A 23,310-nucleotide genomic window follows, 5' to 3' on the forward strand; every position below is an offset into this window, starting at 1 on the left:
CTCGGAACGCGGAGAATGGCCGGGGCCGCGGATGCTCGTGCGTCCCCACCCGCCGGTACGCTTCCTCCCGGCCCTCCTTCCCCGGTGACCTCGAGCGTCCCGCCAGCGGATCCGTCCGCGCCCTTCCCCTGGTGAGGCCATCTCGACCGGCTCCGGAGGAGGACGATGCCCATGATGGGCGGACATCACGCGATCAGTGGCGCTGCAGTCTGGATGGCTCTGGCGGGCTCTGCCCCGGTGCTGGGGCACGTGACTGGTCTGGACCTGTGGGAGCTGGATCCCGCACAGGTGATCTCCGGGGCCGTGGTCGCGACCGGCGCTGCGCTGCTGCCCGATATCGACCATCCCAGTGCGACGATCTCGCGCTCCGGCGGCGGGCTGACGAAGGCGATCACCCGCACGGTCAGTTCGGTGGCCGGGCACCGCGGCGCCACCCACACCCTGCTGGCCGTGCTCGCGTTCACCGCGCTGGCGGTGCTCGTCGGCGGGCTCGACCACCGGGCCCATCTGCCGGTGCTGGGAGAGATCCCGACCGGTCCGGTGATCCTGGTGGGGGTGATGTGCGCCCTGGGGACGCGGGCGCTGAAAGTCGTCGACGGCATGCTGCTCCCCTGGCTCGTCGGTCTCGCCTCCGCGCTGGCGATCGCCGTCATCGCCCCGGAGGCGACCATCTGGCTCCCCGCCGCCGTCGCCGTCGGCACGCTGACCCATCTCGTCGGGGACCTGCTGACCACCGACGGGATCCCGTTCCCGACCTGGCCGCTGGTGGCCAGGCCCCCGCGGCGTCTCGCCTCGCCGCTCTGGCAGCGCAGCGGAGACATCGCGGTGCCGCTCCTGGGCGATGCCGGCAGTGCCCGGGAGTGGCTGCTGTGCACGGTGCTGACCGGGTACGCCGCGGTGACCACACTCAGCACCGTCTTCGGATCCCCCGGGGTCCTGCTCGCCGTGACCAGCTCGCGCTGATCCACCGAACCTCCCGAGCTACTGCTGCGCGGGCGAGAACGTCTCGCGATCGTCGCGGAAGGCCCGCCGACGGGCGTAGGCGTGCGCCTCGTCCAGCATCTCGTACTGCCGCAGGGCGGCATCGGCGAGCTCATCGAACACCTGCGGGTCCAACCCCAGCAGCTCCGCATTGTCGGCGAGGGTCTGCCAGCCCCCTCGCTTGCCGAGCACGGCGCTGCGCATCAACTCCGCCTCGAGCACCATGGTCATCGGAGAGCGCGAGAGCAGTCTGCCATTCGTCTTCAACCGGCCCAGGTGCTCGCCGCCCCGGGCCAGGGCCTGTCGGTGCGGCATCCGGCGCAGGCCGAGGTCATCGATGAGCCCCGCCAAGAAGCGTCGCTCGGCGCGGATCTCCTCGGCGATCACCGAGAGGGACGCGTAGACCGGGGTGTCCACGAAGCCCGCCGCCATCCGGTCGATGCGCGCAGTGCCGCCCGTCGCCCCCGTGAGGTGGTCGGACAGGTAGAGACCCAGCAGATCCTGGGTGACCAGTGGAGAGATCTGCACCTGGTCCCGCATTCCGGTCCCGGCCCGGAACCCGACCATGGGGAGACGCGCGCGTCGCGCATCGCGCGGGCGCAGCGGCACGGAGTCCTCGCCGGCCCCGACGATCATCCCCTCGAGGAGCTCGGAGAGGGACTCTGCAGCGCTGCGCCGCGGAGACCATCCGAGTTCAGCCTTCGCGCGGGCGCTGTCCATCACCGGTGCGTTCATGCCCATGTCGAGCCACCCGGGATCAGCGGCCACCAGGCCCGCCTGATGACCGGCCGCGACCGCCGCACGCACCATCGGCACCGGGAGCTCGAGGAATCGTCCGCGGCCGACGATGTCCGCCAGCTCCTGGACCCCGAGCACATCGTCAGCGCAGATGTTGAAGGCTCCCGGCCGCCCGGCGACCGCCGCCGCGGCGTAGGCCGCGGCGACGTCGTCCGCGTGGACCGTCTGGAGGCGCATGCCTCTGGGCAGCGGGAGCAGCGGGGGGCGACCGGCGCCCAGCAGCTGCATCGGTATCCATCGACCCAGGAAGTATCGCTGGATCTCGGAGGCGGCACCGCCCTGGAAGATCAGGGCGGGACGCAGTCGGGTGACGGTGAGCTGCGGGTTCGCGGTCTCGACCTCGTCCAGCACTCGCTCCTGTGCCACCTTGTCGACGCTGTAGTGCGACGTGCGCACTCCTTCCGTCGGCCAGGACTCCTTGCGCACCTCGCTCCCCGGCGACGGTGAATAGGCGCCGACGGAGGAGGCCACCACCAGAGTGCCCACGCCTGCCGCCGCGGCTGCCCGCGCTACCGTGCGGGTCCCCTCCACATTGACCCGTCGCAGCAGGTCCCGGTGTGAGTTCGGCTGGATCAGCCATGCCAGGTGGATCACCGCATCCGCACCGCGGAAGGCGTCGATGAGCCGGGGCGTGGCGTCCTTCGGGTCCACGGCTGCACCGATATCGATCGAGATCCACTCGGCCTGCGCGCGCAGGGCCGAGGACTCATCGGGCAGGCGCCGGGCGATTCCCCGGACCGAGGTCACCTCCGGGCGCTGCTGGAGTGCGCGCAGCACTGCACTTCCGACGTTCCCGGTGGCACCGACGACGACAACTCTCATGGATCTCTCCCTCATAGGCGTCGCTGTGTGCAGCGACAGGCGGGCGGGTCCTGCGTGGCTCACCACAACGTAGGCGTGCCGGGCAGTCCAGGAGAAGGAAATCGTCGAACCTCGACCGCCCGGTCCCCCGCCATCCACGGCGCAGGATCCCGGGCGTCGGTGCCCGGGCGCCGTGCCTCAGCGCAGGACCGAGCTGAGCAGCAGGCTGGTCTCGCTGTTGACGACACCGTCGATCGAGCGGATCCGACGCAGCACGTCGTCGAAGGCGGGCAGGTCCGGGCAGGCGATCTCGGCGACCAGGTCCCAGCCGCCGTTGGTGGTGTGCAGGGTCTGGATCTCCGGGAAGCCCCGGAGGCGTGCGATCACCCGGTCGGTGGAGCGGCCTTCGACCTCGATGAACGAGGTGGCACGTACCGTCGCCGTCTCCGCGTAGTCCCGCACGCGCACGGTGAAGCCGACGATCACGCCCTGCGCGGTGAGCTTCTCGTGGCGGCTCGAGATTGTCGCGCGGGAAACCTCGAGCTGGGTCGCGAGGGTCGCGATCGGGGCGCGGCCGTCCTTGCGCAGTGCGGCCAGCAGTCGTTCGTCGAGATCTGAGATGCGCTCCATGTGCACAATGGTAGATCGCGCCAACCACACTGCCCAGGCACTGTGCAGATCGTCAGCAATCTGGCTCTACCGCCTGCCATCTGCGAACTCTACGCTGAGTGGTATCACCGCTGGCCACGAGGCCGGCAACATGCCCAGGAGGGAGTGCGATGACGCAGCTGCTCGATGTCGCGAACATGGCTCGATGGATCCGGCGCGATGGCGCGGAGAAGATCCTGGTGCGCATGACCGACTACCTCGAGGCGGATTTCCGTCGCTGGGAGCGGTTCGACAAGACCCCTCGCCTGGCGAGCCACACCCCGCTGGGGGTGATCGAGCTGATGCCGACCTCCGACGGGGAGCTCTACTCCTTCAAGTACGTCAACGGCCACCCCTCCAACCCTGCTCGCGGTTTCCAGACCGTCACCGCCTTCGGGGTGCTCGCGGACGTCGACAACGGGTATCCGACCTTCCTCGCGGAGATGACGCTGCTGACCGCACTGCGCACCGCCGCAACGTCGGCGCTGGCCGCGAAGGCCCTGGCCCGCCCGGGCTCCCGCACCCTCGCCCTGATCGGCGCCGGGTCGCAGTCCGAATTCCAGGCCCTGGCGTGTCGCGGAGTGCTCGGCATCGAGGACCTGCGGGTGTTCGACGTCGACTCTGCCGCCATCGACAAGGTGCGCCGCAACCTCGAGCCGCTCGGATTCCGGGTGCATGCGGCCAGCTCGGTGCATGACGCGGTCGATGGCGCCGACATCATCACCACCTGCACCGCGGACAAGGCCCGCAGCACCGTCCTCAGCGCCGCACAGGTGCGACCGGGCGTGCACGTCAATGCGATCGGTGGCGACTGCCCCGGCAAGACGGAGCTCGACGCCGAGATCCTGGAGACCGCGCGGGTGGTCGTCGAGTTCACGCCGCAGACTCGCATCGAGGGCGAGATCCAGCAGATGGCCCCGGATTTCCCGGTCACCGAGCTGTGGCAGGTGCTCACCGGGAACGCTGCCGGCCGCACGAGCCCCGAGGAGGTGACGGTGTTCGACTCCGTCGGCTTCGCGATCTCGGACTTCTCGGCGCTGCGCTGCGCCCGCGACGCGACTGCGGGTTCCGATCTGCAGTCAGAGGTCGACCTGGTGGCCCAGCCGGACGACCCCAAGGATCTGTTCTCCCTGGTGAACGTCCTCGCCCCGGTGAGCTGAGCGTGGCAGGGATGACGGGGCAAGCGCCCTCGAGCGTCGTCCTCGTGCGCCCTCACCAGTTCCGCCCGAATCCACTGACGGCCTCCGATAACGCCTTCCAGCATCACCTCGCCGCGTCGGATACCGAGGTGGCACGGCGCGCGCGGGCGGAGGTGTGCGGTCTGGCCGACGTGCTGATCGCAGCCGGGGTCGAGGTGACCGTGTTCGAGGACGAGGGCCGTGCGACTCCCGACAGCGTGTTCCCCAACAATTGGTTGTCCACGCACGCCGACGGGACCCTCGCCCTGTATCCGATGTACGCCGCGAACCGTCGGGCGGAGCGCCGCACCGACGTGGTCGAGCACCTGCAGCGTCACTTCGCCGTGCACCGGATGCTGGACTGGTCGAGTGCGGAGCAGGAGGGTCGCTTCCTCGAGGGGACCGGGGCGATGGTGCTGGATCATGGTGCCCGCGTTGCCTACGCCTGCCGTTCCCGACGGCTGGATGCCGACCTGTTCGCCGAGGTGTGCGCCGACCTCGGATATGCCCCGCTGCTGTTCGACGCCGCCGACCGCCGCGGCATGCCGGTCTATCACACGAACGTGCTGATGAGCGTGGGGACCGAGGTCGCACTGATGGGCAGCGAGATGATCCGTGACCACGCCCAGCGGGACGCGGTGCTCGGGTCGCTGCGCGAGAGCGGCCGGGAGGTCGTGGAGCTCTCCGAGATCCAGGTGCAGGGCTTCCTCGGCAACTGCCTCGAGGTGACCGGGCGCGAGGGGCGGTGCCTGGTGATGTCGACCCGGGCCGCCGGGCAGCTCTCCCCCGGTCAGCGCCGAGCGATCGAGCGCTCCTGCCGGATCCTCACCACCCCGGTGCCGACGATCGAGGCGGCCGGCGGTTCGGTGCGCTGCATGATCGCCGGGATCCACCTGCCGCCACGGTAGGCAGAGTCACACGCGTGAACGCCAGAGCAGCCAGACGAAGTACGGCGCCCCGAGGAGCGCGACCATCAGCCCGGCCGGGATCTGGGCGGGGGCGATCAGGGTGCGGCCGAGGGCGTCGGCGAGACCGACCAGGATGCCGCCCAGCAGCATGGCGACCGGGATCGTGCGCAGGTGGCGGCCGCCCACGAGGGCGCGGGCCAGGTGCGGGGCGACCAGGCCCACGAAGCCCACCACGCCCACGGCGACCACGCTGATCGCGGCGAGCACCGCGGCCAGGCCCAGCACTGCGAAGCGGGAGCGCTCCAGGCGCACCCCGAGGATCCGCGGGGTGTCCTCGTCGATCGAGAGCAGGTCCAGCTCGCGGTGCAGGCCCAGCAGCAGCGGGGTCGCGATCACCAGCACCACCAGCACGGGGACCACGTCGGCGAGGCTGCGGCCGTAGGTGGTCCCGGAGAGCCAGGTGAGGATCCGCGGCGTGTCCCACGGGTTCGCGCTCAGCAGCGCGAAGGTGGTCAGCGCGCTCATCGCATAGCCCATGCCGATGCCGATCAGCACGAATCGCTCGGGCATGATCCCTCCGCGCCAGGCGAGCGCCGCGATCGCCGCGAAGGTCAGCACGCCGGCGAGGACCGCGAAGAGGATCATCAGCCCGCGCCCGCCGCCGAGGGTGGTCACCACGAAAGCCGCGCCGAGCCCGGCGCCGGCGGTGATGCCCAGCAGGCCGGGCTCGGCCAGCGGATTGCGCACCGTGGATTGGACCACGCAGCCGGACAGTGCCAGCGCGGCTCCGGCCAGGACTGCGGCCCCTACCCGGGGCACGCGCTCGTCGATCGCGCGGGCCACGAGGTCCGGGGCTGCGCCCTGGAGCCACAGGACAAGGTCGCCGGTGCGCAGCCACAGACTGCCGGCGAGCAGGCCCAGCACGATCACCGCGGTGCACAGTGCGGTCAGCGCCACCAGGACCACCAGGACGCGGCGCAGCGAGCGAATCCCGGTCTTCGCCTGCGGGGGCTGCTTCGCCGGACCGGAGTCGCGCAGGCGCCTCGCGAGGATCACGATCATGATCGCGCCGAGCAGAGCGGTGGGGATCCCGGTGGGGATCGCGGCGGCGCCCTGCGGAGTCAGCAGTGCCCGCAGGCCGACGTCGGCCAGCAGCACCACCAGGGCGCCGATCAGCCCGGCTGCGGGGATCAGCAGGAGGTGCCGGTTCAGCGAACGGACGAGACCGCCCAGCAGGCGCGCGAGCACCGGAGCGCCGAGTCCGACGAAGGCGATCGGCCCGGCGACCGTGACCGCGGTGCTGGTCAGCAGCACGGCGCACAGGACGGCGATCACCCGGGTGGGGGCGACCGGGATGCCCAGCGAGCTCGCGGCGTCGTCCCCGAGCCCCAGCACGTCCAGGCGGCGCGACAGCAGCAGGGACAGCGCCAGCACGAGGGCGATCACGGGCAGCGCCCGCATCGAGGCGTCGAGGTTCAGCTGCGACAGGGAGCCGCTGCCCCAGGCGTACAAGCCGGTGGTCTCGGCCTCGAACAGGATCAGCAGCATCGAGGTCCCGGACTGCAGGGCCATGGCGACCGCGGAGCCGGCCAGGATCAGACGCGTGGTGGAGGACCCGGCCCCTCCGGCCAGCGCGAGCACCAGGCCTGCGGCGAGCAGTCCGCCGAGGAAGGCCACCGTCCCCGAGGCCCATAGCGGCACGGCGAGGCCGAAGGCTGCCACGGCGGTGATCGCGAAGTAGGAGCCGGCGGTGACGGCGAGGGTATCCGGCGAGGCCAGCGCGTTGCGGGAGATCGACTGCAGGAGGGCGCCCGCCGCCCCGAGCGCGAAGCCGACGGCGATCCCCGCGGCCAGGCGAGGCAGGCGGGAGGCGGTGAAGATGTCCCCGACCGCCACCGCGCCGACGTCCTCCCGGGCGCCACCGACATAGCTCAGCAGATCCCCCAGCCCCACCCCGGAAGTGCCCTGGGTCAGGTGCCACATACCCACCACCAGCACGGCGAGGCCCAGCGCCACCAAGGTCGCCACGGCGCCGAGGACTCCGGCGACGCCGCCCGCGCCGACCGGCAGCCTCTGCTGGATGCCCGTCGGGGTCACGGGCGAGGTCGCCGTGGTGGTCACGAGGCGGTGAGGATCTCGACGTAGGCGTCGATCGCCTGCTCGCTGGAGCGGGGGCCTCCGAAGGTCCAGATGCCCTCGGGGAAGCCGTGGGCCCTCTCGTCCTGCACGGCCGGCAGCGAGGTCCAGATGTCGTTCTTCTCCAGCTCGGTGACGTAGTTCCCGGCGGGGTCCTCGGTCGCCGTGTAGAAGAGGTTCGCGTCGCCCACGGCGACGAGGCCTTCGATGTCGGTCTGGCCGAGGCCGTAGGCGGGGTCGACCTCACCGCTCCAGGCCGGCGTCAACCCGAGCTCCTCGCCGAGCGCGGTGAACAGGGCGCCCTGGCCGAAGGGTCGGATCGCGACGTTGCCGCCGTCGATCCAGCCGTCGAAGTAGAGGAAGTCCGTGGTGGGCAGGTCCGCGTCGGCCACCTGGTCCTTGGACGCGGCGACGTGCTGGTCGAACTGTGCGAGCACCGCGTCGGCGCGCTCGGTGCGACCGGTGGCCTCGGCGATCAGGGAGAACAGGCCCTTCATGTGACCGACGGGATCCGCGCCGTCGGCGCCCTGGGTCGCCAGGACCGGCACCTCGCGCTCCTCCAGCTGGGCGATGATCTCGTCATCGGCCCCGGACGCCTCGACGATGATCAGATCGGGGTCTGCGGCGTAGAGCGCGTCGAGGTTCGGCTCCTGACGGGTGCCGACGTCGGTGGTGCCCTCCGGGAGGGCCTCTGCGGTGACCCAGGTGGTGAAGCCCTCGACGTCCGCCACGGCGACCGGTGGGATGCACAGGGTCAGGAGGTCCTCGGTCTGCTGCCATTCGAGAACGGCGACGCGCTGGGCAGGCTGGTCCAGCTCGACGGTGCGGCCGTAGTCGTCGCTCATGGAGACCGGGCCGGTCGCGGTGGTGGTGGCGTCCTCGGCGCAGGACTCGCTGATCGCGGCGGCGTCCGACGGCGCCCCGGCGGCTCTCTCGGGGACCTCGGTGGTGCCGCAGGCGGCGAGCGCGGTCGTGACCACGACGGCGGCGAGCGCGGCGAAGGCGCGGCGAGGAGTACGGATCATGGGGCGGGTCTCCTGGTCAGGATCTGAATCGAGCAGAGTGGGGTGGCTGTCCCGGCGCACGGGCGGGCTGCGGCCTGCGCTCAGGCCGGGGTGGGGATCCGGGCCGCGCGGCGACTGAGCGCTTCGATGCGCAGGCGGCCGCTGGCGGGGTCCGTCTCGACGTCGATGGGGATGTCGTAGACCTCGCTGAGATGCTCGGAGGTCAGGACTTCGCTCACCTCCCCGGCGGCGTGCACGCGACCGGATCTGAGCAGCACCACGTGATCGGCGATGCGGGCGGCATGGTCGAGGTCATGCAGCACGATGCCGACGGCGACCTGGTGGATCTCGGCCAGGTCGCGCACCAGGTCGAGGGTCTCGATCTGGTAGCGCAGGTCGAGGTGGTTCGTGGGCTCGTCCAGCAGCACGATCCCGGTGTCCTGGGCGAGGCAGGAGGCGAGCCAGACGCGCTGCATCTCTCCGCCGGAGAGCTCGCCGACGCTGCGGCCGGAGAATTCGACGATGCCGGTCAGCTCCATGGCGTGGGCGATCGCGGCGCGGTCCGCGTCGCAGAGTCCGGCGAAGCGCCGACGGTGCGGATGGCGGCCGAAGGCGACGACGTCGCGCACCGACAGCCCCTGGGGGCTGCTGCGGGTCTGGGTGAACAGGGTCAGGGCGCGGGCGAGGTCCTTGGCGCTCAGCAGGGCGGTGCTGCGTTCCCCCTGTGCACCGTGGAGGCGTACGTCCCCCTCGCTGAGGGGGTGCAGCCCGGCCAGTGCCCGCAGCACGGTGGACTTCCCGCTGCCATTGGGGCCGAGCAGTGCGGTGACCTTGCCGGGCCGCAGCGCGAGGGAAGCGCCGTGGACGACGGGGTTGCGCCCGTACTGGAGGACGAGGTCGTGCCCCGTCAGGGCGGGATGAGGGGCGCGAGAGGTGGGCGGCACGATGGGAAGCCTAGCCTTACCTGATTACGCACGTCCATCGTCGTCCAATTCTGTGACGACTCCCTGACGGTCAGGCCATGACCGGGGAGTGCTTCCGCTCGAGCAAGAGCGTCACGGGACCGATGGCACCCGCGTCATCCCCGGAGGAGGACGAGACGATGGTGACCTCGGGGCACCATGTCAGGCTGGTTCGCGCTGGTGCTGGCTCAGCCGCCCTGGACCGGGCTCGGTCGCGCGTCGGTGCCGGTGAGCCGGCCGATACCGGTCATGCCGTGGTAGATCCCCAGTGCCGCGAGCGTGCCCAGGGCGATGCCGGTGAACGCGAAGCCGCCGAGCTCCCAGTGCAGATCCGCGATCGCGATGACCAGGGCGACGCCCGCGGTGATCTGGTTCTTGGGGCGGGAGAAATCGACCTTGCCGTCGACCCACATGCGGAAGCCGACGATGGCGATGAGCCCGTACAGCACGAAGGTCACGCCGCCCAGCACACCCGGCGGGATGGTGTTGATGACTGCGCCGACCTTCGGGGACATGGCCAGCCCGATCGCGACCACGCCTGCCACCCAGTAGGCGGCGGTCGAATACACCCGGGTCGCGCTCATGACGCCGATGTTCTCGCCGTAGGTGGTGGTCGGTGAGCCGCCGAAGGTGGCCGACAGGGCCGTGGCGACGCCGTCGGCCGTGAGGGTGCGCCCCACCATGTGGTCGAGGTTCTTGCCGGTCATCGTGCCGACGCTCGTCACGTGGCCGACATTCTCGGCGAGCAGCACCACGATCACGGGAAGGAAGATCGGCAGCAGTCCGGGGTTGAAGGTGGGGTGGTGGAACTCCGGCAGCCCCAGCCAGGCGGCGTCAGCCACCGGCGTGAAGTCGACCTCTCCGCGCAGCACGGCGATCACGTAGCCGATGATCACGCCGAGCAGCACGCTGACCCGGCCCAGCAGGCCCTTGAACAGGGCGGTGCACGCGATGATCGCGATCAGCGTGAGGGTCGCCGTCAACGGCGCCTGGGAGAAGTTGTTCTCGTAGGTGGTCGGCACCAGGTTCAGGCCGATGAGGGCCACGATCGACCCCATCACCACGGGCGGCATCAGGTGCCCGATCCACGCGGTGCCGACCTTCTGCACGACCAGACCGAGGGCTGCGAGCAGCAGGCCCGTCATGAGCACGCCACCGAGCGCCGCGCCCATCGAATCGGCCTGCGTCGAGGCGGTGATCGGGGCGATGAAGGCGAAGGAGGACCCGAGGTAGCTGGGCACCCGGTTCTTGGTGATGACGAGGAACAGCAGGGTGCCGATGCCCGAGAACAGCAGCGTCGTCGAGGGCGGGAACCCGGTGATCAGCGGCACCAGGAAGGTCGCGCCGAACATGGCGATCACGTGCTGGGCGCCGATCCCGATGGTCAGCGGCCAGGCCAGTCGCTCCCCGGGCAGGACGATCGCGTCGGGCGCGACGGTGCGGCCGTCGCCGTGCAGGGTCCAGCGGGGCATGGGTCTCCCAGGGGGTGAGGAGGGGCGTGCGGCCGGGGGTTCGTGCGCTCGAAGGGCGCCGGGTCAGCGGCCGGGGAAGGGCTTCTTGCGGGCCGTCTCCGCGGTGACGTCCGGAACCTGGGTCAGCAGCGAGACGCTGCCGGAGTCCCGGGAGCGGAAGTCGGCGAACATCCGGGAGATGTCCGGGGCGCCGAACTCGTCGCGCACCGGCGCGGGGACGGTGAGCATGAGGGCCGCGGCGATGCCGATCGCCAGGGCGGTGCCGCCGGTCACCAGCCCGGCTCCTGCGCCGGTCGCCAGCGAGTTCACGATGACGTCGAGGAAGCCGACGACGACCAGTACGAGGCCTGCGATGACGCCGTTGGCGCGGGCGGTCACCGCAGGGCGGGACAGCAGCGAGGTGCGGGCGAACAGCGAGACCGCGACGAAGCACAGGCACACGGCGGCATCGATGAGGTGCAGGACGGGGCTGGCGGGGGCCAGCCCCGTGGTCGCGACGACCGCGGCCAGGAGGTGCCAGATGACGGCCGCGGCGTGCATGAGCGCGCTGAACTCGAAGGCTCGCACCGTGTAGACCAGCCAGTCGGTGCGACGGAACGCGATCGGCATGGTGCGCACGAAGGATCGCGAGATCATCAGGCCGAAAGCGGCGAACAGGAACGGCAGGTACACGAAGTCGGTGGCGAAGCTGAGCGGCGCCGCGAACTGCAGCTGCAGCGTGCTGTCGGCGAGCGCGGCCAGCACCAGTCCGCTCGCGGCCCCTGCGGAGAACACGTACCAGGATCGTTCGCGCAGCAGCGCGGAGGTCAGCACGATCCCCAGCAGCAGCACGGAGACCAGCGTGTCGCCGAGCGTCATCAGCGAGTAGGCCCAGCCGGTGGTGAACAGCCGGCCGATGACCATCACGAGCGACACCAGCAGAGACGCAGCGGCCGCGATCCCCACCGCGACCAGCAGGATACGAGCGATGCGCCGGGCCCTGGCCTGGGGCAGGTAGCCCTCGTGGGCGCGGGGTTCGATCCCGATGATGGCCCCGAGCAGGAGCAGGGACACCCCGATGCCGAGGCCCACGGGCGGGCCGTCGGGCAGGGAGGCGAACAGCAGCGGCAGGGATCGCACCAGGTCGGCGACGATCACCCCGGCCGCCACCAGCAGCGCGGGCAGCAGCCCGATCACCCGGACCAGCCGGATCGCCGGCAGCGGCGGCTGCTTCGGGATCCAGCGCAGCAGGTGCACCGCGATGAGGGCGGCGAGACCCACGCCGATCGCGATCTTGCCGGTGCCGTCCACGAGGGGGCTGCGGGCCACGGTGAAGGTCGTGGTCATCGCCGTCGCCATGCAGATCAGGGCGATCACGTCGCGCAGCGCGTCGAAGATGCCGAGGTCCTTGAACCGGTCCGGAAGCACGAACCCGTTCAGCGGGACCTCGTCCCCCTCCGCGTTGGGGGTGGTGCCGGAACGGGCATAGGTGACGTCCCGCGGCGCGCGCAGAGGCGCCGTGGTCGGCTGCGCAGAGGATTCCTGGTCCGATGGGTCCTCGTCGGCGGTCGCCCCGGGGTCCTCATCGGCCCCCAGCTCGAGAGCCGGGATCGCGCCGGTGCGCGCGTCGGGCTCGGAGCCGGCACGCAGCTGCTCGGGATCGAGGGCGGAGAGGTCGACGGTCTCGTGCTCGCCCGGCGGCATGGCGGCCTCGGCGCGCCGCCGCGCGAGCAGCGGGGCGGAGTAGCGATCGAACTCGGCCCGTCCCGGCAGGCGGTCCGTGGGCAGGGTCTGCGGGTCATCGGTGGCGAAGATCCAGTCCGCGTCCTGGTTCTCGTCGCTCCGGCGATCCCTGTCCATCAACCTTCTCTTCCCTGGTTCCGCGTGCGCCGGCCGACGGGCCTGGCCCTGGCCGACTGCGCACATACCCTTCCGATCATAGGGACGCGAGCGACGCAGCCCCCTGCGACGCGCCGCAGGGTCTACACGTGCAGGCGCTTGGCGAGCTCGTGGCGCACCTCGGTGAGCTGGAGCATCCCGAGCGCCGCGAGGCTGAGGGCGCCGCACAGCGCCGAGGGCAGCGGCGTCGTCACCCAGCCGAGCAGGAGGAACACCAGGGGCGTCAGGCCCAGCAGCACTGTCAGTCCGCTGTAGACGACATGCTCCCCGACCTCGATGCGCATCACCCGCACGATGAGCACCAGGGCAAGGATGGAGGAGCCGCACAGGATCGGCACCACGTACGTCACCGACCATCCGCTCCAGCCCAGCAGGTAGTCCCAGTACACGCTGACCAGGCCGACCAGGAGCACGAAGTACACGGTGCTCTTGGCGAGGTTGCGACGCTTGCGCACCGCCATCAGCACCACGAGCCAGAGGGCCGCCACCCCGAGCCAGACCGAGCGCAGCACCCCGAGCCCGGGTATTCCAGGGGTGATCAGCAGCTGCACCGCGAAGGTCGCCAGGGTTACCCCGATCGAGGTCAGCAGCAGCGCCCGCAGCAGGCGCCGCCGGGAGTACCTCAGCGGGACGTCCGGCCACGGGTTCGCGGTCGGCTCCCCTGCTCCGCTCGTCCTCGTGACCGGCGCCTCGCAGAGAGGGCAGAGGTCCCAGGTGCCCTCGACGTCGACGTCGCAGTCGGCGCACCGCCTCATCGCTCGACCTTCGCGGACTCCGCCTCGGCCAGTTCCTGCTCGGTCACGCGCGCTGCCGCGACGGTGACGTCGACCCCGGCAGCGGTGAGGATCCTCGCGAACTCGCGGACATGGTCGGTCTCAAGGTAGGGCGAGGTGAAGCTGACCGTGAGCAGCCCGGCATGGGAGATAGCGCAGAACTGCGGGCGCACGGCGGAGACCTGGAACAGCAGACGTCGCACATGCGCGGCAGCCGGTTCGGGCAGGCTGACGCGGCCCAGGTTCGAGACCGCGACGCTCAGGCCGCGGTTGGAGGAGCGGTTGACGAGACCCAGAATCACGTCCTTGAGCGGGCGCGGGACGACCCGCAGTGCGGGCATGCGCTCGAACCGGATGAAGCGGCGCAGTTTCCGCTCGAGCGACTCCGGAGTGGCGGCGGAACGGAAATCACGCTCGAGCTGCCGACAGACGGCGCCGAGATCGTCGGGCCCCTCGCCGTAGGTGTGCTCCACCCGCGTGGTCGCGAAGAAGTTCCGCGCCGACGTCGAGGGGAAGAACTGGCGCAGGTTGACCGGCACCGAGGCTGCCAGGGTGCGGGCCGAGCCCAGTCCGCCCGAGGAGCGGCGCACGGACTCGAAGAACACGCCGGTCAGGTACATGGTCAGCGCGACCTCCTCCGCGCGGGCGAGGTCGAGCACCTGCGAGGCGGGCATGGTGAGCTCGACGACCCGTGTGCGGCTGTCCGGGGTGCGGGTCCCCCTCACCCGATGCACCCGCGCCGCTGCGGTCGGGCCTCGCACGCTGTCCTCGACGGCGAGCGGCGTCGGCGGGGCCTCACTGCTGAAGGCGGCCCGCGTCTCCCACGGATCGGGGCGGTGCCGACGTCGGCGCCGCCGCCGCCGCCGCAGGAAGTAGTACGCGAAGGAATCGGTGGTCAGTTCGTGGACCGGTTCCGCGACGTCATCGGGTGGGGGCGGGTCTGCGAGGGCTCTGTCCGCATCGGACCGCGGGGCGGCGGCGTCGGCGCCCTGCCCGAGCGACCGGTCCCGATCGGGGTACCGCAGTCGGACGTAGACGGTGAGCAGATCGGCCAGGAACCACAGGGCGCCGGTGCCATCGGACAGCGCATGGAACACCTCGAGGTTGATCCGCCGCTCGTGGTACGTGACGCGGAACAGCAGGGTGCGCCGATCGGCCTGGTAGATCGGCGCGCAGGGCGGCAGCTCGTCGGCGGTGACGCGCGGGCGCAGGTCGCTGTCCTGCAGGTAGTACCAGAACACTCCGCGCCGCAGCACTGCGTGGTAGAGGCGGTAGCGGTCATAGATCGCCTCCAGTGCCTCCTGCAGCAGCTGCGGATCCACCTCGTGGTCCATCTCGGCACCCACGCGGAACACCTTGGGGTCGATCTCGCTGCGGGCCGCGAGGAACATATTGGAGGCGTTGTCGAGCCGCACCCAGGCCCGGCGGCTCATCCCGCGGCCTCCGAGCGGGCGCTCTCGCCGCCGACGGGATCGCCCTCGTCGAGGAACGCGTTGATCACCTCGTAGGCATCTCGCAGGGACCGGGAGAACCGCGGCAGGGAGATGAAGCCGTGCAGGGCCCCGTCCACGCGGTGGATGCGCACCTCGTTCCCGGCCTCCTCGAGGGCCCTGGCGTAGGCCTCGCCCTCGTCCCTCAGCAGGTCCAGCTCCGCCGTGATCATCAGGGTCCGGGGCTGGGCGGCGAGGTCGCTCGCCATCAGCGGGGACACCCGTGGATCCTGTCGCAGCGTCGGGTCCGGGACGTACATCAGCATGTAGTCCTGGACCTCGGTGCTGGTGAGCCGGTAGTCCTCGCCGTGGTGACGCACCGACGCGAAGGGGGAGGTCTGCGGATCGTGGTCCCAGTGGGTCACGGGATAGAGCAGGATCTGCCGACTCACGACGCCGTGGCCGTGCTCACGCAGCAGCAGGGAGACGGCGGCGGCGAGATTGCCGCCAGCGGAATCCCCCACCAGCACGATCCGGCGAGCGTCGTCGAGCTCCGCCCGCCCCGGGTCCTCCAGCAGCAGCCGCACGATCCGGTAGCAGTCCTCGAGACCCGCCGGGAAGGGATGCTCCGGAGCGAGCCGGTAGTCGACGGATACCACCACGCACCCGGTGAGATCCGCCATCGTGGCGCAGGCCGGGGTGTAGCTCTCGATGTCACCGGTGACCCAGCCGCCGCCGTGGAAGAACAGCAGCAGATCCTCGCGCCGGCGCTGCTTCGGCGTGAAGACCCGGACCGGAACGTGACGGTCGTCGTCGTTGTCGTCGTCGTTCGCCTCGGCGTCGGCGATGGTCCGCCAGGAGGCGGGCCGGAACCGCTGCCCGGGCCGCCTGGCCAGCTGACGCTGCAGCCGTCGGACCTTCTCGTAGTCCTCCCGCATGTTCAGCCGGGGCGCGGCGAACAGTCTCAGCACCGCCCGCATCAGCACGTTCATGAGCGTGCGGTCACGTCGGGGGCCGGGGGTTCCATGAGTCCAGCATAGGGTCCCAGCAGGCCCGGCCTTCCGGCCCTGCAGGTCAGCGCAGCTCGTACTTCTCGCCGGCGAAGCGCACCGCGGGACCGAGGTCGAGGCGCCCCTGGCCCATCTCCACGACGGGACCGATCAGCAGTCGGTGGGTGGCGGCGTCGACGGCCTGCTCCACCCGGATCGCGAAGTGGGCCAGCACGCCCGGCAGCACCGCATCCCCGTCGGCCGTGCGCGTCACGTCCAGACCGCTGAGCAGACCCACCAGCGGGGAGGCCGGGGTGCCGAAACGGTCAGCGAGGTGCTGCTGGTCCGCGGCCAGGATGCTCAGGCAGAAATGCCCGGCCTCCTCGGCCGCCTCGGCGATGCGGGACATGCCGTACAGGGCGACCAGCATCGTCGGCGGATCGTAGGAGACGTCGAGGTAGGAATCCACGGTGACGGCGACGTCGTGCGAGCCCTGGCGGGTGCTCACGATCGCCGCGCCCGCCGCGATCAGCTCGCTGAGGCGGCGATAGTCGTCCTCGTCGACGGAGCCGACAGGGCCCGCGGGGCCGCCGGGGCCGCCGGGCCCGCCGAGGATGTCAGGGCTGTCCAGTGCAGCGGGAGGAGTCTCGGGCACGGGTCAGCGAGCCGTCGGGAACATGCGGGCCCGCGCCGAGTCGGAATCCATGATCTCCTTGCCGAAGGGGAAGCAGGTCACGGGGATGAGCTTGATGTTCGCCCAGGCCAGCGGGATACCGATGATGGTGATGGCCTGCGCGATGGCGGTGGCCACATGCCCGAGCGCGAGCCACCAGCCCGCGATCACGAACCAGATGACGTTGCCGATCGTGCTCGCGGCGCCGCCGCGGTGAGTGTCGACCACCTCACGACCGAACGGCCAGATCACGAATCCCGCGATGCGGAACGAGGCCAGACCGAAGGGGATCGTGACCACGAGGATGCAGGCGAGGATCCCGGCGACCACATAGCCGAGGAACAGGGCCCACCCGGCGGTGAGCAGCCAGATGATGTTCAGGATCAGAGCGAGTAGGGAGCGCATGCCGCCACCCTAGGCATCCCGATCCTCCCCGACCAGGGGGCCAGCCCCCGCGCCCACCCGCAGGAATCCTCCGGCCGCGGGGCAGCGCGGGGCAGCGCGGGGTACGGCACCGCACGACGTTGTGATCAAACCCGGGACGTTGTGACCATAGGCAGGTCTTCAGCCAGCCAAACCCTGCCGTTGGTCACAACGCCCCGGGACGCGCGGGTCGATGGGGCGAAACGAGCAGGCTGAGCGGAGCGAGCGGGCGGGGCTCGAGCGGGGCGAGTTCGTCGAGCATCACGTCCACGGCGCCCGAGCGCACCGGCCGGCGCGACTACCCTGGTCGCATGCCTGCTCCCGAGATCGCGCTGACCGAGCGTTTCCAGTCCGCCTTCGCCTCCGCCTTCGGGCCCGAGTACGCCGACGCGGACCCGATCATCCGACCGTCCCAGTTCGCGGACTTCCAGTGCAACGCCGCGATGGGCCTGGCGAAGCGCCTGGGGAAGAAGCCCCGCGACATCGCCACCGAGATCCTCGCCGCGGTGGACCTCGAGGACATCGCCGAGACGCCCGAGATCGCGGGACCCGGCTTCCTGAACATCCGCCTGCGCACCGACTGGATCGCCGCGCAGGCCGAGGAGCTGGCCGCCGACTCGCGCCTCGGCGTCCCCTCCCCCGCGACGCCCGACACCGTGGTGGTGGACTACTCGGCGCCGAACGTCGCCAAGGAGATGCACGTCGGTCACCTGCGCACCACCGTCGTCGGCGACTCCATCGTGCGCACCCTGGAGAAGCTGGGCCACACGGTGGTCCGCCAGAACCACATCGGCGACTGGGGCACCCCTTTCGGGATGCTCATCGAGCACCTGCTGGACGTGGGCGAGGACAGCGACGAGGCGAAGCTGCTGGAGACCGATCCCAATGCCTTCTACCAGGCGGCGAATGCGAAGTTCACGGGCGCCGACGGCACCAAGGACAACGAGTTCGCCGACCGCGCCCGCCGGCGCGTCCCGATCCTGCAGTCGGGCGACCCGGAGACTCTCGCGATCTGGACGCGTCTGGTGGAGCTGTCCAAGCAGTACTTCCACCGTGTCTACGACATGCTCGACGTGACGCTCACCGACGACGACCTCGCCGGGGAGTCCAGTCACAACGACCAGCTCGAGATCGTGTGCAAGATCCTCGAGGCCGATGGTCTGGCGCGGATCTCCGACGGCGCCCTCTGCGTGTTTCCCGCAGGCTTCATCGGCCGCGACGAGCAGCCGCTGCCGCTGATCATCCGCAAGACCGGCGGCGGCTACGGCTACGCCACCACGGATCTTGCCGCGATCCGACACCGCATCGACGACCTGGGCGCGGACCGCATCGCCTACGTCATCGGCACGGCGCAGGAGCTCCAGATGAACATGGTCTTCCAGACGGCCCGCGAGGCCGGCTGGCTGACCGACGCCGTCGAGGCGACCCATGTGAAGATCGGCTCGGTACTCGGCGACGACGGCAAGATCCTGCGCACCCGTTCCGGCTCTTCCCTGCGCCTGATCCCACTGCTCGAGGAGGCCGTGGGCACCGCCCGCACCGTCATCGACGAGATGCGTCCCGACCTGCCGGAGGCCGAGCGCGAGCAGATCGCGCACGACATCGGCATCGGTGGCGTGAAGTACGCGGACCTCTCCACCGCGCACGATTCGGACTACACCTTCGACCTGGATCGGATGCTGGCCCTGACCGGCAACACCGCTCCGTACCTGCAGTACGCGGTGGCCCGTATCCGCTCGATCAGCCGCAAGGCGGCGGCGCAGGGCATCGTCGCGGCCGGTGCCCCACAGATCGAGAACGACGCCGAGCGCGCGCTCGCACTCCAGCTGCTCGACTTCGGGCCGACGCTCACGGTCGTCGGCGCCGAGTACGAGCCGCACCGGCTGTGCGCGTACCTGTTCTCCCTCGCCCAGGCGTTCACCTCGTTCTACGAGGCCTCCCCGATCCTGAAGGAGTCCGACGAGCAGGTCCGCGCGGGTCGTCTCGCCCTCGCGCAGCTGACCGAGCGCGTACTGGTCGAGGGTCTGGATGCTCTCGGCGTGAACGCCCCCCAGCAGATGTGATCCACGCCAGAGGCACCCACGGGCAAAATGTCAAGAGGACAAAAGGTCAAAAGGGTAAAAGGCGGCAATCCCCGGCGGATCCACCCCCGGGGGGACGTGCCGGGAGGCGCCGTGACCCACATCTGCCGGGATGTTATGCAACCGTGCCCCAGCGCGTGAGAAAACCCCTGGTCCGCGCGACGATCGCTTTCTAACCTGGACCGGTGCCGCCGATCAGAACCATCCACGTCGCCCTGTGGATGACGTATGCCCTCCTCGTGACGGTCCATCTCAGCGCGCTGCTGGCCGGCGTCGAGGTCATCCAGCGCACCTCGCAGCCACTGTTCGCGCCGCTGCTGATCGCCGTGCTGCTGACCGCGATCCCGCACCGCACCCGGACCAGCACCCTGGTGGTCGCCGGGCTCCTGTTCGCCTGGGCGGGCGACAGCCTCAGCCAGCTCGCGCCGGAAGCCGTGGAGCTGATCTCCGTGCTCTGCTTCCTGGCGGCCCTGGTCTGCTATGCGGCGGCACTGGCCCCGCTGTGGCACCGCTCCCGCGACCCGCTGCGCATCGCCTTGGCGATCCCCTACGGCGGTGTCGTCATCGGACTCTTCGTGGCCTGCGCCGACGGGGCCGGTCCGCTGCTGCCCGCCGTCGCCGCCTACGCGCTAGCGCTGGCCACGATGGCCTTCCTCTCGGCCGGCGGGAACGGGCTCACCTGGACCGGCGGCACCCTGTTCCTGCTGTCCAGCTCGATGCTCGCGATGGACTGGTTCCTGCCCGGCGCCTCGATCGCCTACAGCAGCGTGTGGGTGATGTTCACCTACGCGGTCGGTCAGGCACTGCTGATCGCCGGCATCATCCAGACGCTTCCCGCGCGCCGCTGGAGCCCGGCCCGCGCCGGCGCCGCCCTGGTGATCATCGAGAACTGACGGACGTACTGCGAGGAGCTCTCGGTCCGAGCATGGGCATCCGGGAGAAAGTCGAGGCGCCCCCGGCGTCGATGACCGGTGGGACTAACTCTCCCGCGTCGGCCGACGCGGCTCGCAGACCCGCCACTGCTGCTTGTCGGCGCGATCACGCACCACGACGCCCAGACGTGCCGCCTCCGTCCGCAACGCCGAGGCATCGTCCTCATCGCCCTTCTCGAGGGATCGACGGCGCTCGCGCAGCACTGCGTTGGCATGCTCCTCGAGGCCGGGCACGCCGTCCACCCAGCGTGTGAACTCATGGTCGTACGGGTCGGCCTGCTCCCAGCGGATCCCGTGCCCGGTCAAGGCTGCTTGGAGGGATCGGTCATCGAGGTCGGTTCGGCCGCGGAAGGGCTCCGCCCCGTCGTGATCCAGGAGCACGAGCTCCCCCTCGTCGAGGAAGGCCGAGCGCACGTCCTGCGTGGGACGGCGCATGATCTCGTCATCCCCGCGAGTGATCACGATCTTGCTCTCGTCGACGGTCACCGTGAAGGACTCCGCGGCGGCCATGAGGGCGAGGAAGGCGCCGGCGAGCATGCCGATCACCGCGAGCACGATGACCGCAGGCAGGCCGATGACGGCCGCGAGGTCGCTGAACCTCTCTTCGTCCGGAGCGAACGGCAGGGCGAAGACCCACTCGGGCAGGGCCGTCAGCCACGCCGGCAGCCTCGTCAGGAGCACCCCCAGCACGGCACCGAGCACAGGCAGGGCGATCCACAGACCGATCCCGATCCATCGGGGCGGTCGAACGGTGGTCGCGTCGGACGTGAGCACGTCGCCTCCTTCGTGGGGTCGGCAAAGATTAGCAGAGTGGCCGCTCTTTTAACTAGGATGCGTCCATGGCACGCCCCAGGGACCCCGCGCTCCGCGCCGCCCGACAGCTCCAGATCATCGACGCCGGGCTCACCGCCTTCGCCGACCACGGCCCCGGAGCGACGACCGCCCAGATCTGCCAGATCGCCGGCGTCAGCTCGGGGGCGTTCTTCCACCACTTCGCGACGAAGGTCGCGCTGCTCGTCGCGATCCTCGACCTCAGCAGCACGGAGACCGCAGAGTTCTTCGCCACCCAGGACGAGTCCTCCTCGCCCCGTGCCTCGATCCATGCGTACGTCGAACGTTCTGTGGCCGACCTCGCGGACCGACGTGCAGCCCGCTTCATCCTCGCCGTCGCGGCCATGGCGTCGTCTCCGGAGGTCGCCGCAGCACTGGAAGAGCAGGAACGCACGAGCCGCCGTGGCCTGCTGGACCTGCTCGACCGCGCTCAGGCCGCCGGAGAGGCGCGCACGGATCTCCCTGCAGAGCGCCTGTCGCAGTGGATCATGATGCTGGAGGACGGGTTGGCATCAGGCGTGGCGAGCGGACATGCGCAGGCTGCCGACGAAGCAGCCCTGCTGCACGAGCAGGTGGACGCTCTGCTCGACGGTCGTTCCCCGCCACGTCGTCCCTGAGCTCACGAACCGATGTCGAACACCCGCTCGATGAGCTCCGCCTGCTCACGATGCACGCGCTCGATGTCCTCGCCCTTGCGCACGAACAGCTGCAGCCCGAGCCGGCCGCTGATCTCGCGGTAGGACAGATCCACCCCGTTCTCCTCGAGCTGCAGCTTGGCCACGCGCACGTCCGAGAGGAACAGGTCGCGCATCCCCACGCTCAGGTGCACCGGGGGCAGACCCTCGAGGCTCGCGTTGATCGGGGAGAGATCCGGATCATCCAATGCGGTGCGGCCCGCGTAGCGCCGGGCGGCGTCGCGCAGCAGGCGACGCTCATGGACCGGGTCGATCTGGTCGGTCTCGGTGATCCCGGCGTTGCTCAGCTCGAGATCCAGCCAGGGTGACATCGCGATCAGCGCGGCCGGGGCGTTGATGTCGGTGCGCCCGCGCAGTCGTCGGGCCATGGAGAAGGCGAGTCCGCCGCCGGCATGCTGACCAGCCAGCACCCACGGCTGATCGGCGAGTCGACCATCGGCGGTCAGTGCATTCAGCACTGCCTCGGCGTCGTCGAGCGCGACCGGATGCTGATGATCCGGCGCGTTGCGGTAGTCGATCATGAGCCCGGCGCAGCCGCGGGCGTCGCATTGGCGCGACAGCCACGCCCAGTCGCTGGCGAAGGGGCCGGAGACATAGGCGCCGCCGTGGAGGAAGACGATGATGCCGCGGTCGACGCGGTGCCCATCGAGCCAGACGCTGCGGGTCCGACCGATCATCTCGTTCTCGACCGCGTGCTTCTTCTGCACATGACTCGGCGGCTGCGGACTGCGGGCCTCTCGCAGCGCTTGGTGCGACAGAGCCGAGGGGATGGGGATGCGGCGCACCGCCCTCGCTCCTGTGACCACTGCATCTCGGACGCGACCCATGACTGCCTCCTACCTGCGACCCGCTGGGTCGCTTCGCTGCGGATGGCCCCAGCGTAACGAACCGGCCTGGGGACGCCGGGAGCGACGACCGCCGACGACCCGCGCGCCGGTAACCTTCCCCCATGACGACCCCTCACGACCCGACCGGCCCGCTCCTGGTGCTCACCGCCATGCCCGAGGAGGCCGCGCCGCTGACCTCCCGCCTCGAGGACCCGATCACGACGCCCACCCCCTTCACCCAGGGGGTCTCCGCGGTGCGTGGATCGCTCGGCGGGCTGGACACCGTGGTCGTCACCACCGGTATCGGGATCGCCGCGGCGACCGCCGCCGCCACCTGGGGAATCCTGACCCACTCCCCGCGCGCTGTGGTCGCCGCCGGGTCCTGCGGCGGGCTCGCGGCCGACGTCGAGGTCGGCACGCTGATCGTCGGCGAGTCCTTCACGTACTCGCTCGCCGACGCCACGGCCTTCGGCTACGCCCCCGGGCAGGTTCCCGGAGGTCCCGAGCGTTTCGTCGCCGAGCCCGCGTGGGTGGATCGTGCCGAGCACGCCGCGGCGACGCTGTCGGCCACGGGCGGGCACCGTCGGGGTCTCATGCTCTCCGGGGACGCCTTCGTGACGGCCCCGCTGGCCGAGCCGATGCGGGAGCGGTTCCCCGCCGCGGTCAGCGCCGACATGGAGACCACCGCGAGCGCTCGCACCGCAGCCCTGCTCGGCGTGCCCTTCGTCGCCCTGCGGGCCGTCTCGGATCTGTGCGGCCCGGCCGCCGGGCAGCAGTTCCACCTCGAGATCGACCTGGTCGCGGAGATCTCTGCGCGGGCTGTCGAGGAGTTCGCGCGGTCCCTCGCCCCTCAGACATGACGTCGAGCTGTGAGGGCGACCACTCCGATC

Annotated in this window: 21 protein-coding genes; 7 read left to right on the top strand and 14 right to left on the bottom strand. The window is 70.7% G+C overall.

Features of this window, described 5'->3' with window-relative positions; translation table 11 throughout:
* Positions 1 to 165: 165 nt before the first annotated feature.
* The gene (locus INT51_RS12495) at positions 166 to 963 is read left to right on the top strand and encodes a metal-dependent hydrolase (protein ID WP_193105646.1); all 798 of its coding nucleotides are present in this window, start codon (positions 166 to 168) and stop codon (positions 961 to 963) included.
* Positions 964 to 981: 18 nt separating this feature from the next.
* Here INT51_RS12495 and INT51_RS12500 read toward each other — a convergent pair whose 3' ends face one another.
* Positions 982 to 2,601: an NAD-dependent epimerase/dehydratase family protein gene (locus tag INT51_RS12500; protein WP_193105647.1), complete on the bottom strand. Its 1,620-nt coding sequence runs from the start codon at positions 2,599 to 2,601 to the stop codon at positions 982 to 984.
* A gap of 177 nt (positions 2,602 to 2,778) precedes the next feature.
* Positions 2,779 to 3,210 (bottom strand): Lrp/AsnC family transcriptional regulator, encoded by a 432-nt coding sequence (locus INT51_RS12505; RefSeq protein ID WP_193105648.1) that lies wholly within the window; start codon positions 3,208 to 3,210, stop codon positions 2,779 to 2,781.
* Positions 3,211 to 3,359: 149 nt separating this feature from the next.
* Between INT51_RS12505 and INT51_RS12510 the strand changes: the two genes are divergently transcribed.
* Positions 3,360 to 4,388, top strand: coding sequence for an ornithine cyclodeaminase (locus INT51_RS12510; RefSeq protein WP_193105649.1), 1,029 nt, complete (start codon positions 3,360 to 3,362; stop codon positions 4,386 to 4,388).
* 11 nt (positions 4,389 to 4,399) lie between these two features.
* Positions 4,400 to 5,314 carry a citrulline utilization hydrolase CtlX gene (gene ctlX / locus INT51_RS12515; protein WP_193105650.1) on the top strand — a complete coding sequence of 305 codons (915 nt, stop codon included), beginning with the start codon at positions 4,400 to 4,402 and terminating at the stop codon, positions 5,312 to 5,314.
* Between the two features lie 6 nt (positions 5,315 to 5,320).
* Here ctlX and INT51_RS12520 read toward each other — a convergent pair whose 3' ends face one another.
* The 10 genes from INT51_RS12520 to INT51_RS12565 all read right to left on the bottom strand — a co-directional run bounded on the left by INT51_RS12520 (position 5,321) and on the right by INT51_RS12565 (position 17,036).
* A complete protein-coding gene (locus INT51_RS12520) occupies positions 5,321 to 7,435 on the bottom strand; it encodes an iron ABC transporter permease (protein WP_370540806.1) in 2,115 nt (704 codons plus the stop codon).
* Positions 7,432 to 8,475, bottom strand: coding sequence for an iron-siderophore ABC transporter substrate-binding protein (locus INT51_RS12525; RefSeq protein WP_193105651.1), 1,044 nt, complete (start codon positions 8,473 to 8,475; stop codon positions 7,432 to 7,434). Before INT51_RS12525 ends, INT51_RS12520 begins: the two co-directional genes overlap by 4 nt.
* A gap of 80 nt (positions 8,476 to 8,555) precedes the next feature.
* Positions 8,556 to 9,398, bottom strand: coding sequence for an ABC transporter ATP-binding protein (locus INT51_RS12530; RefSeq protein ID WP_193105652.1), 843 nt, complete (start codon positions 9,396 to 9,398; stop codon positions 8,556 to 8,558).
* Between the two features lie 206 nt (positions 9,399 to 9,604).
* Positions 9,605 to 10,888, bottom strand: a complete 1,284-nt coding sequence (locus INT51_RS12535) for a uracil-xanthine permease family protein (RefSeq protein WP_193105653.1) — start codon at positions 10,886 to 10,888, stop codon at positions 9,605 to 9,607.
* A 63-nt stretch (positions 10,889 to 10,951) separates the two neighbouring features.
* Positions 10,952 to 12,727, bottom strand: coding sequence for a hypothetical protein (locus INT51_RS12540; RefSeq protein WP_193105654.1), 1,776 nt, complete (start codon positions 12,725 to 12,727; stop codon positions 10,952 to 10,954).
* Between the two features lie 122 nt (positions 12,728 to 12,849).
* Positions 12,850 to 13,521: a DUF6320 domain-containing protein gene (locus INT51_RS12545; protein WP_193105655.1), complete on the bottom strand. Its 672-nt coding sequence runs from the start codon at positions 13,519 to 13,521 to the stop codon at positions 12,850 to 12,852.
* Complete coding sequence (locus INT51_RS12550; RefSeq protein ID WP_193105656.1) at positions 13,518 to 14,972, bottom strand: alcohol acetyltransferase; 1,455 nt, start codon at positions 14,970 to 14,972, stop codon at positions 13,518 to 13,520. Before INT51_RS12550 ends, INT51_RS12545 begins: the two co-directional genes overlap by 4 nt.
* Positions 14,969 to 15,961 (bottom strand): alpha/beta hydrolase, encoded by a 993-nt coding sequence (locus tag INT51_RS12555; protein ID WP_193105657.1) that lies wholly within the window; start codon positions 15,959 to 15,961, stop codon positions 14,969 to 14,971. Before INT51_RS12555 ends, INT51_RS12550 begins: the two co-directional genes overlap by 4 nt.
* Positions 15,962 to 16,043: 82 nt before the next feature.
* A complete protein-coding gene (locus INT51_RS12560) occupies positions 16,044 to 16,613 on the bottom strand; it encodes a flavin reductase family protein (protein ID WP_304502181.1) in 570 nt (189 codons plus the stop codon).
* 3 nt (positions 16,614 to 16,616) lie between these two features.
* On the bottom strand, positions 16,617 to 17,036 hold the full coding sequence (locus INT51_RS12565; protein WP_193105658.1) for a YccF domain-containing protein: 420 nt from the start codon (positions 17,034 to 17,036) through the stop codon (positions 16,617 to 16,619).
* Positions 17,037 to 17,365: 329 nt separating this feature from the next.
* On the opposite strand from INT51_RS12565, the gene argS reads away from it, so the two are divergent.
* Together argS and INT51_RS12575 are read left to right on the top strand one after the other, a co-directional pair.
* Positions 17,366 to 19,117 carry an arginine--tRNA ligase gene (argS, locus tag INT51_RS12570; protein WP_193105659.1) on the top strand — a complete coding sequence of 584 codons (1,752 nt, stop codon included), beginning with the start codon at positions 17,366 to 17,368 and terminating at the stop codon, positions 19,115 to 19,117.
* 203 nt (positions 19,118 to 19,320) lie between these two features.
* On the top strand, positions 19,321 to 20,028 hold the full coding sequence (locus INT51_RS12575; RefSeq protein ID WP_193105660.1) for a lysoplasmalogenase family protein: 708 nt from the start codon (positions 19,321 to 19,323) through the stop codon (positions 20,026 to 20,028).
* 84 nt (positions 20,029 to 20,112) lie between these two features.
* On the opposite strand, the gene INT51_RS12580 is transcribed toward INT51_RS12575, so the two are convergent.
* Positions 20,113 to 20,841 carry a hypothetical protein gene (locus INT51_RS12580; protein ID WP_193105661.1) on the bottom strand — a complete coding sequence of 243 codons (729 nt, stop codon included), beginning with the start codon at positions 20,839 to 20,841 and terminating at the stop codon, positions 20,113 to 20,115.
* A 65-nt stretch (positions 20,842 to 20,906) separates the two neighbouring features.
* Between INT51_RS12580 and INT51_RS12585 the strand changes: the two genes are divergently transcribed.
* Positions 20,907 to 21,515, top strand: a complete 609-nt coding sequence (locus INT51_RS12585) for a TetR/AcrR family transcriptional regulator (protein WP_193105662.1) — start codon at positions 20,907 to 20,909, stop codon at positions 21,513 to 21,515.
* 2 nt (positions 21,516 to 21,517) lie between these two features.
* Here INT51_RS12585 and INT51_RS12590 read toward each other — a convergent pair whose 3' ends face one another.
* Entirely contained in the window at positions 21,518 to 22,378 is an 861-nt protein-coding gene (locus INT51_RS12590; protein ID WP_304502182.1) for an alpha/beta hydrolase fold domain-containing protein, read from the bottom strand.
* A gap of 164 nt (positions 22,379 to 22,542) precedes the next feature.
* Between INT51_RS12590 and mtnN the strand changes: the two genes are divergently transcribed.
* Positions 22,543 to 23,280: a 5'-methylthioadenosine/S-adenosylhomocysteine nucleosidase gene (gene mtnN, locus INT51_RS12595; protein ID WP_193105664.1), complete on the top strand. Its 738-nt coding sequence runs from the start codon at positions 22,543 to 22,545 to the stop codon at positions 23,278 to 23,280.
* Positions 23,281 to 23,310: the final 30 nt, after the last annotated feature.

The organism is Brachybacterium sp. FME24 (assembly GCF_014897705.1).
GTDB lineage: Bacteria > Actinomycetota > Actinomycetes > Actinomycetales > Dermabacteraceae > Brachybacterium.

Bases quoted from the DNA above. Each gene is read 5' to 3' on its own strand.
- INT51_RS12500 (WP_193105647.1), bottom strand. From the start codon at position 2,601: ATGAGAGTTGTCGTCGTCGGTGCCACCGGGAACGTCGGAAGTGCAGTG.
- INT51_RS12545 (WP_193105655.1), bottom strand. From the start codon at position 13,521: ATGAGGCGGTGCGCCGACTGCGACGTCGACGTCGAGGGCACCTGGGAC.
- INT51_RS12555 (WP_193105657.1), bottom strand. From the start codon at position 15,961: ATGAACGTGCTGATGCGGGCGGTGCTGAGACTGTTCGCCGCGCCCCGG.
- INT51_RS12495 (WP_193105646.1), top strand. From the start codon at position 166: ATGCCCATGATGGGCGGACATCACGCGATCAGTGGCGCTGCAGTCTGG.
- INT51_RS12540 (WP_193105654.1), bottom strand. From the start codon at position 12,727: ATGGACAGGGATCGCCGGAGCGACGAGAACCAGGACGCGGACTGGATC.
- INT51_RS12510 (WP_193105649.1), top strand. From the start codon at position 3,360: ATGACGCAGCTGCTCGATGTCGCGAACATGGCTCGATGGATCCGGCGC.
- INT51_RS12565 (WP_193105658.1), bottom strand. From the start codon at position 17,036: ATGCGCTCCCTACTCGCTCTGATCCTGAACATCATCTGGCTGCTCACC.
- INT51_RS12525 (WP_193105651.1), bottom strand. From the start codon at position 8,475: ATGATCCGTACTCCTCGCCGCGCCTTCGCCGCGCTCGCCGCCGTCGTG.
- ctlX (WP_193105650.1), top strand. From the start codon at position 4,400: ATGACGGGGCAAGCGCCCTCGAGCGTCGTCCTCGTGCGCCCTCACCAG.
- INT51_RS12505 (WP_193105648.1), bottom strand. From the start codon at position 3,210: ATGGAGCGCATCTCAGATCTCGACGAACGACTGCTGGCCGCACTGCGC.
- INT51_RS12535 (WP_193105653.1), bottom strand. From the start codon at position 10,888: ATGCCCCGCTGGACCCTGCACGGCGACGGCCGCACCGTCGCGCCCGAC.
- argS (WP_193105659.1), top strand. From the start codon at position 17,366: ATGCCTGCTCCCGAGATCGCGCTGACCGAGCGTTTCCAGTCCGCCTTC.
- INT51_RS12550 (WP_193105656.1), bottom strand. From the start codon at position 14,972: ATGAGCCGCCGGGCCTGGGTGCGGCTCGACAACGCCTCCAATATGTTC.
- mtnN (WP_193105664.1), top strand. From the start codon at position 22,543: ATGACGACCCCTCACGACCCGACCGGCCCGCTCCTGGTGCTCACCGCC.
- INT51_RS12585 (WP_193105662.1), top strand. From the start codon at position 20,907: ATGGCACGCCCCAGGGACCCCGCGCTCCGCGCCGCCCGACAGCTCCAG.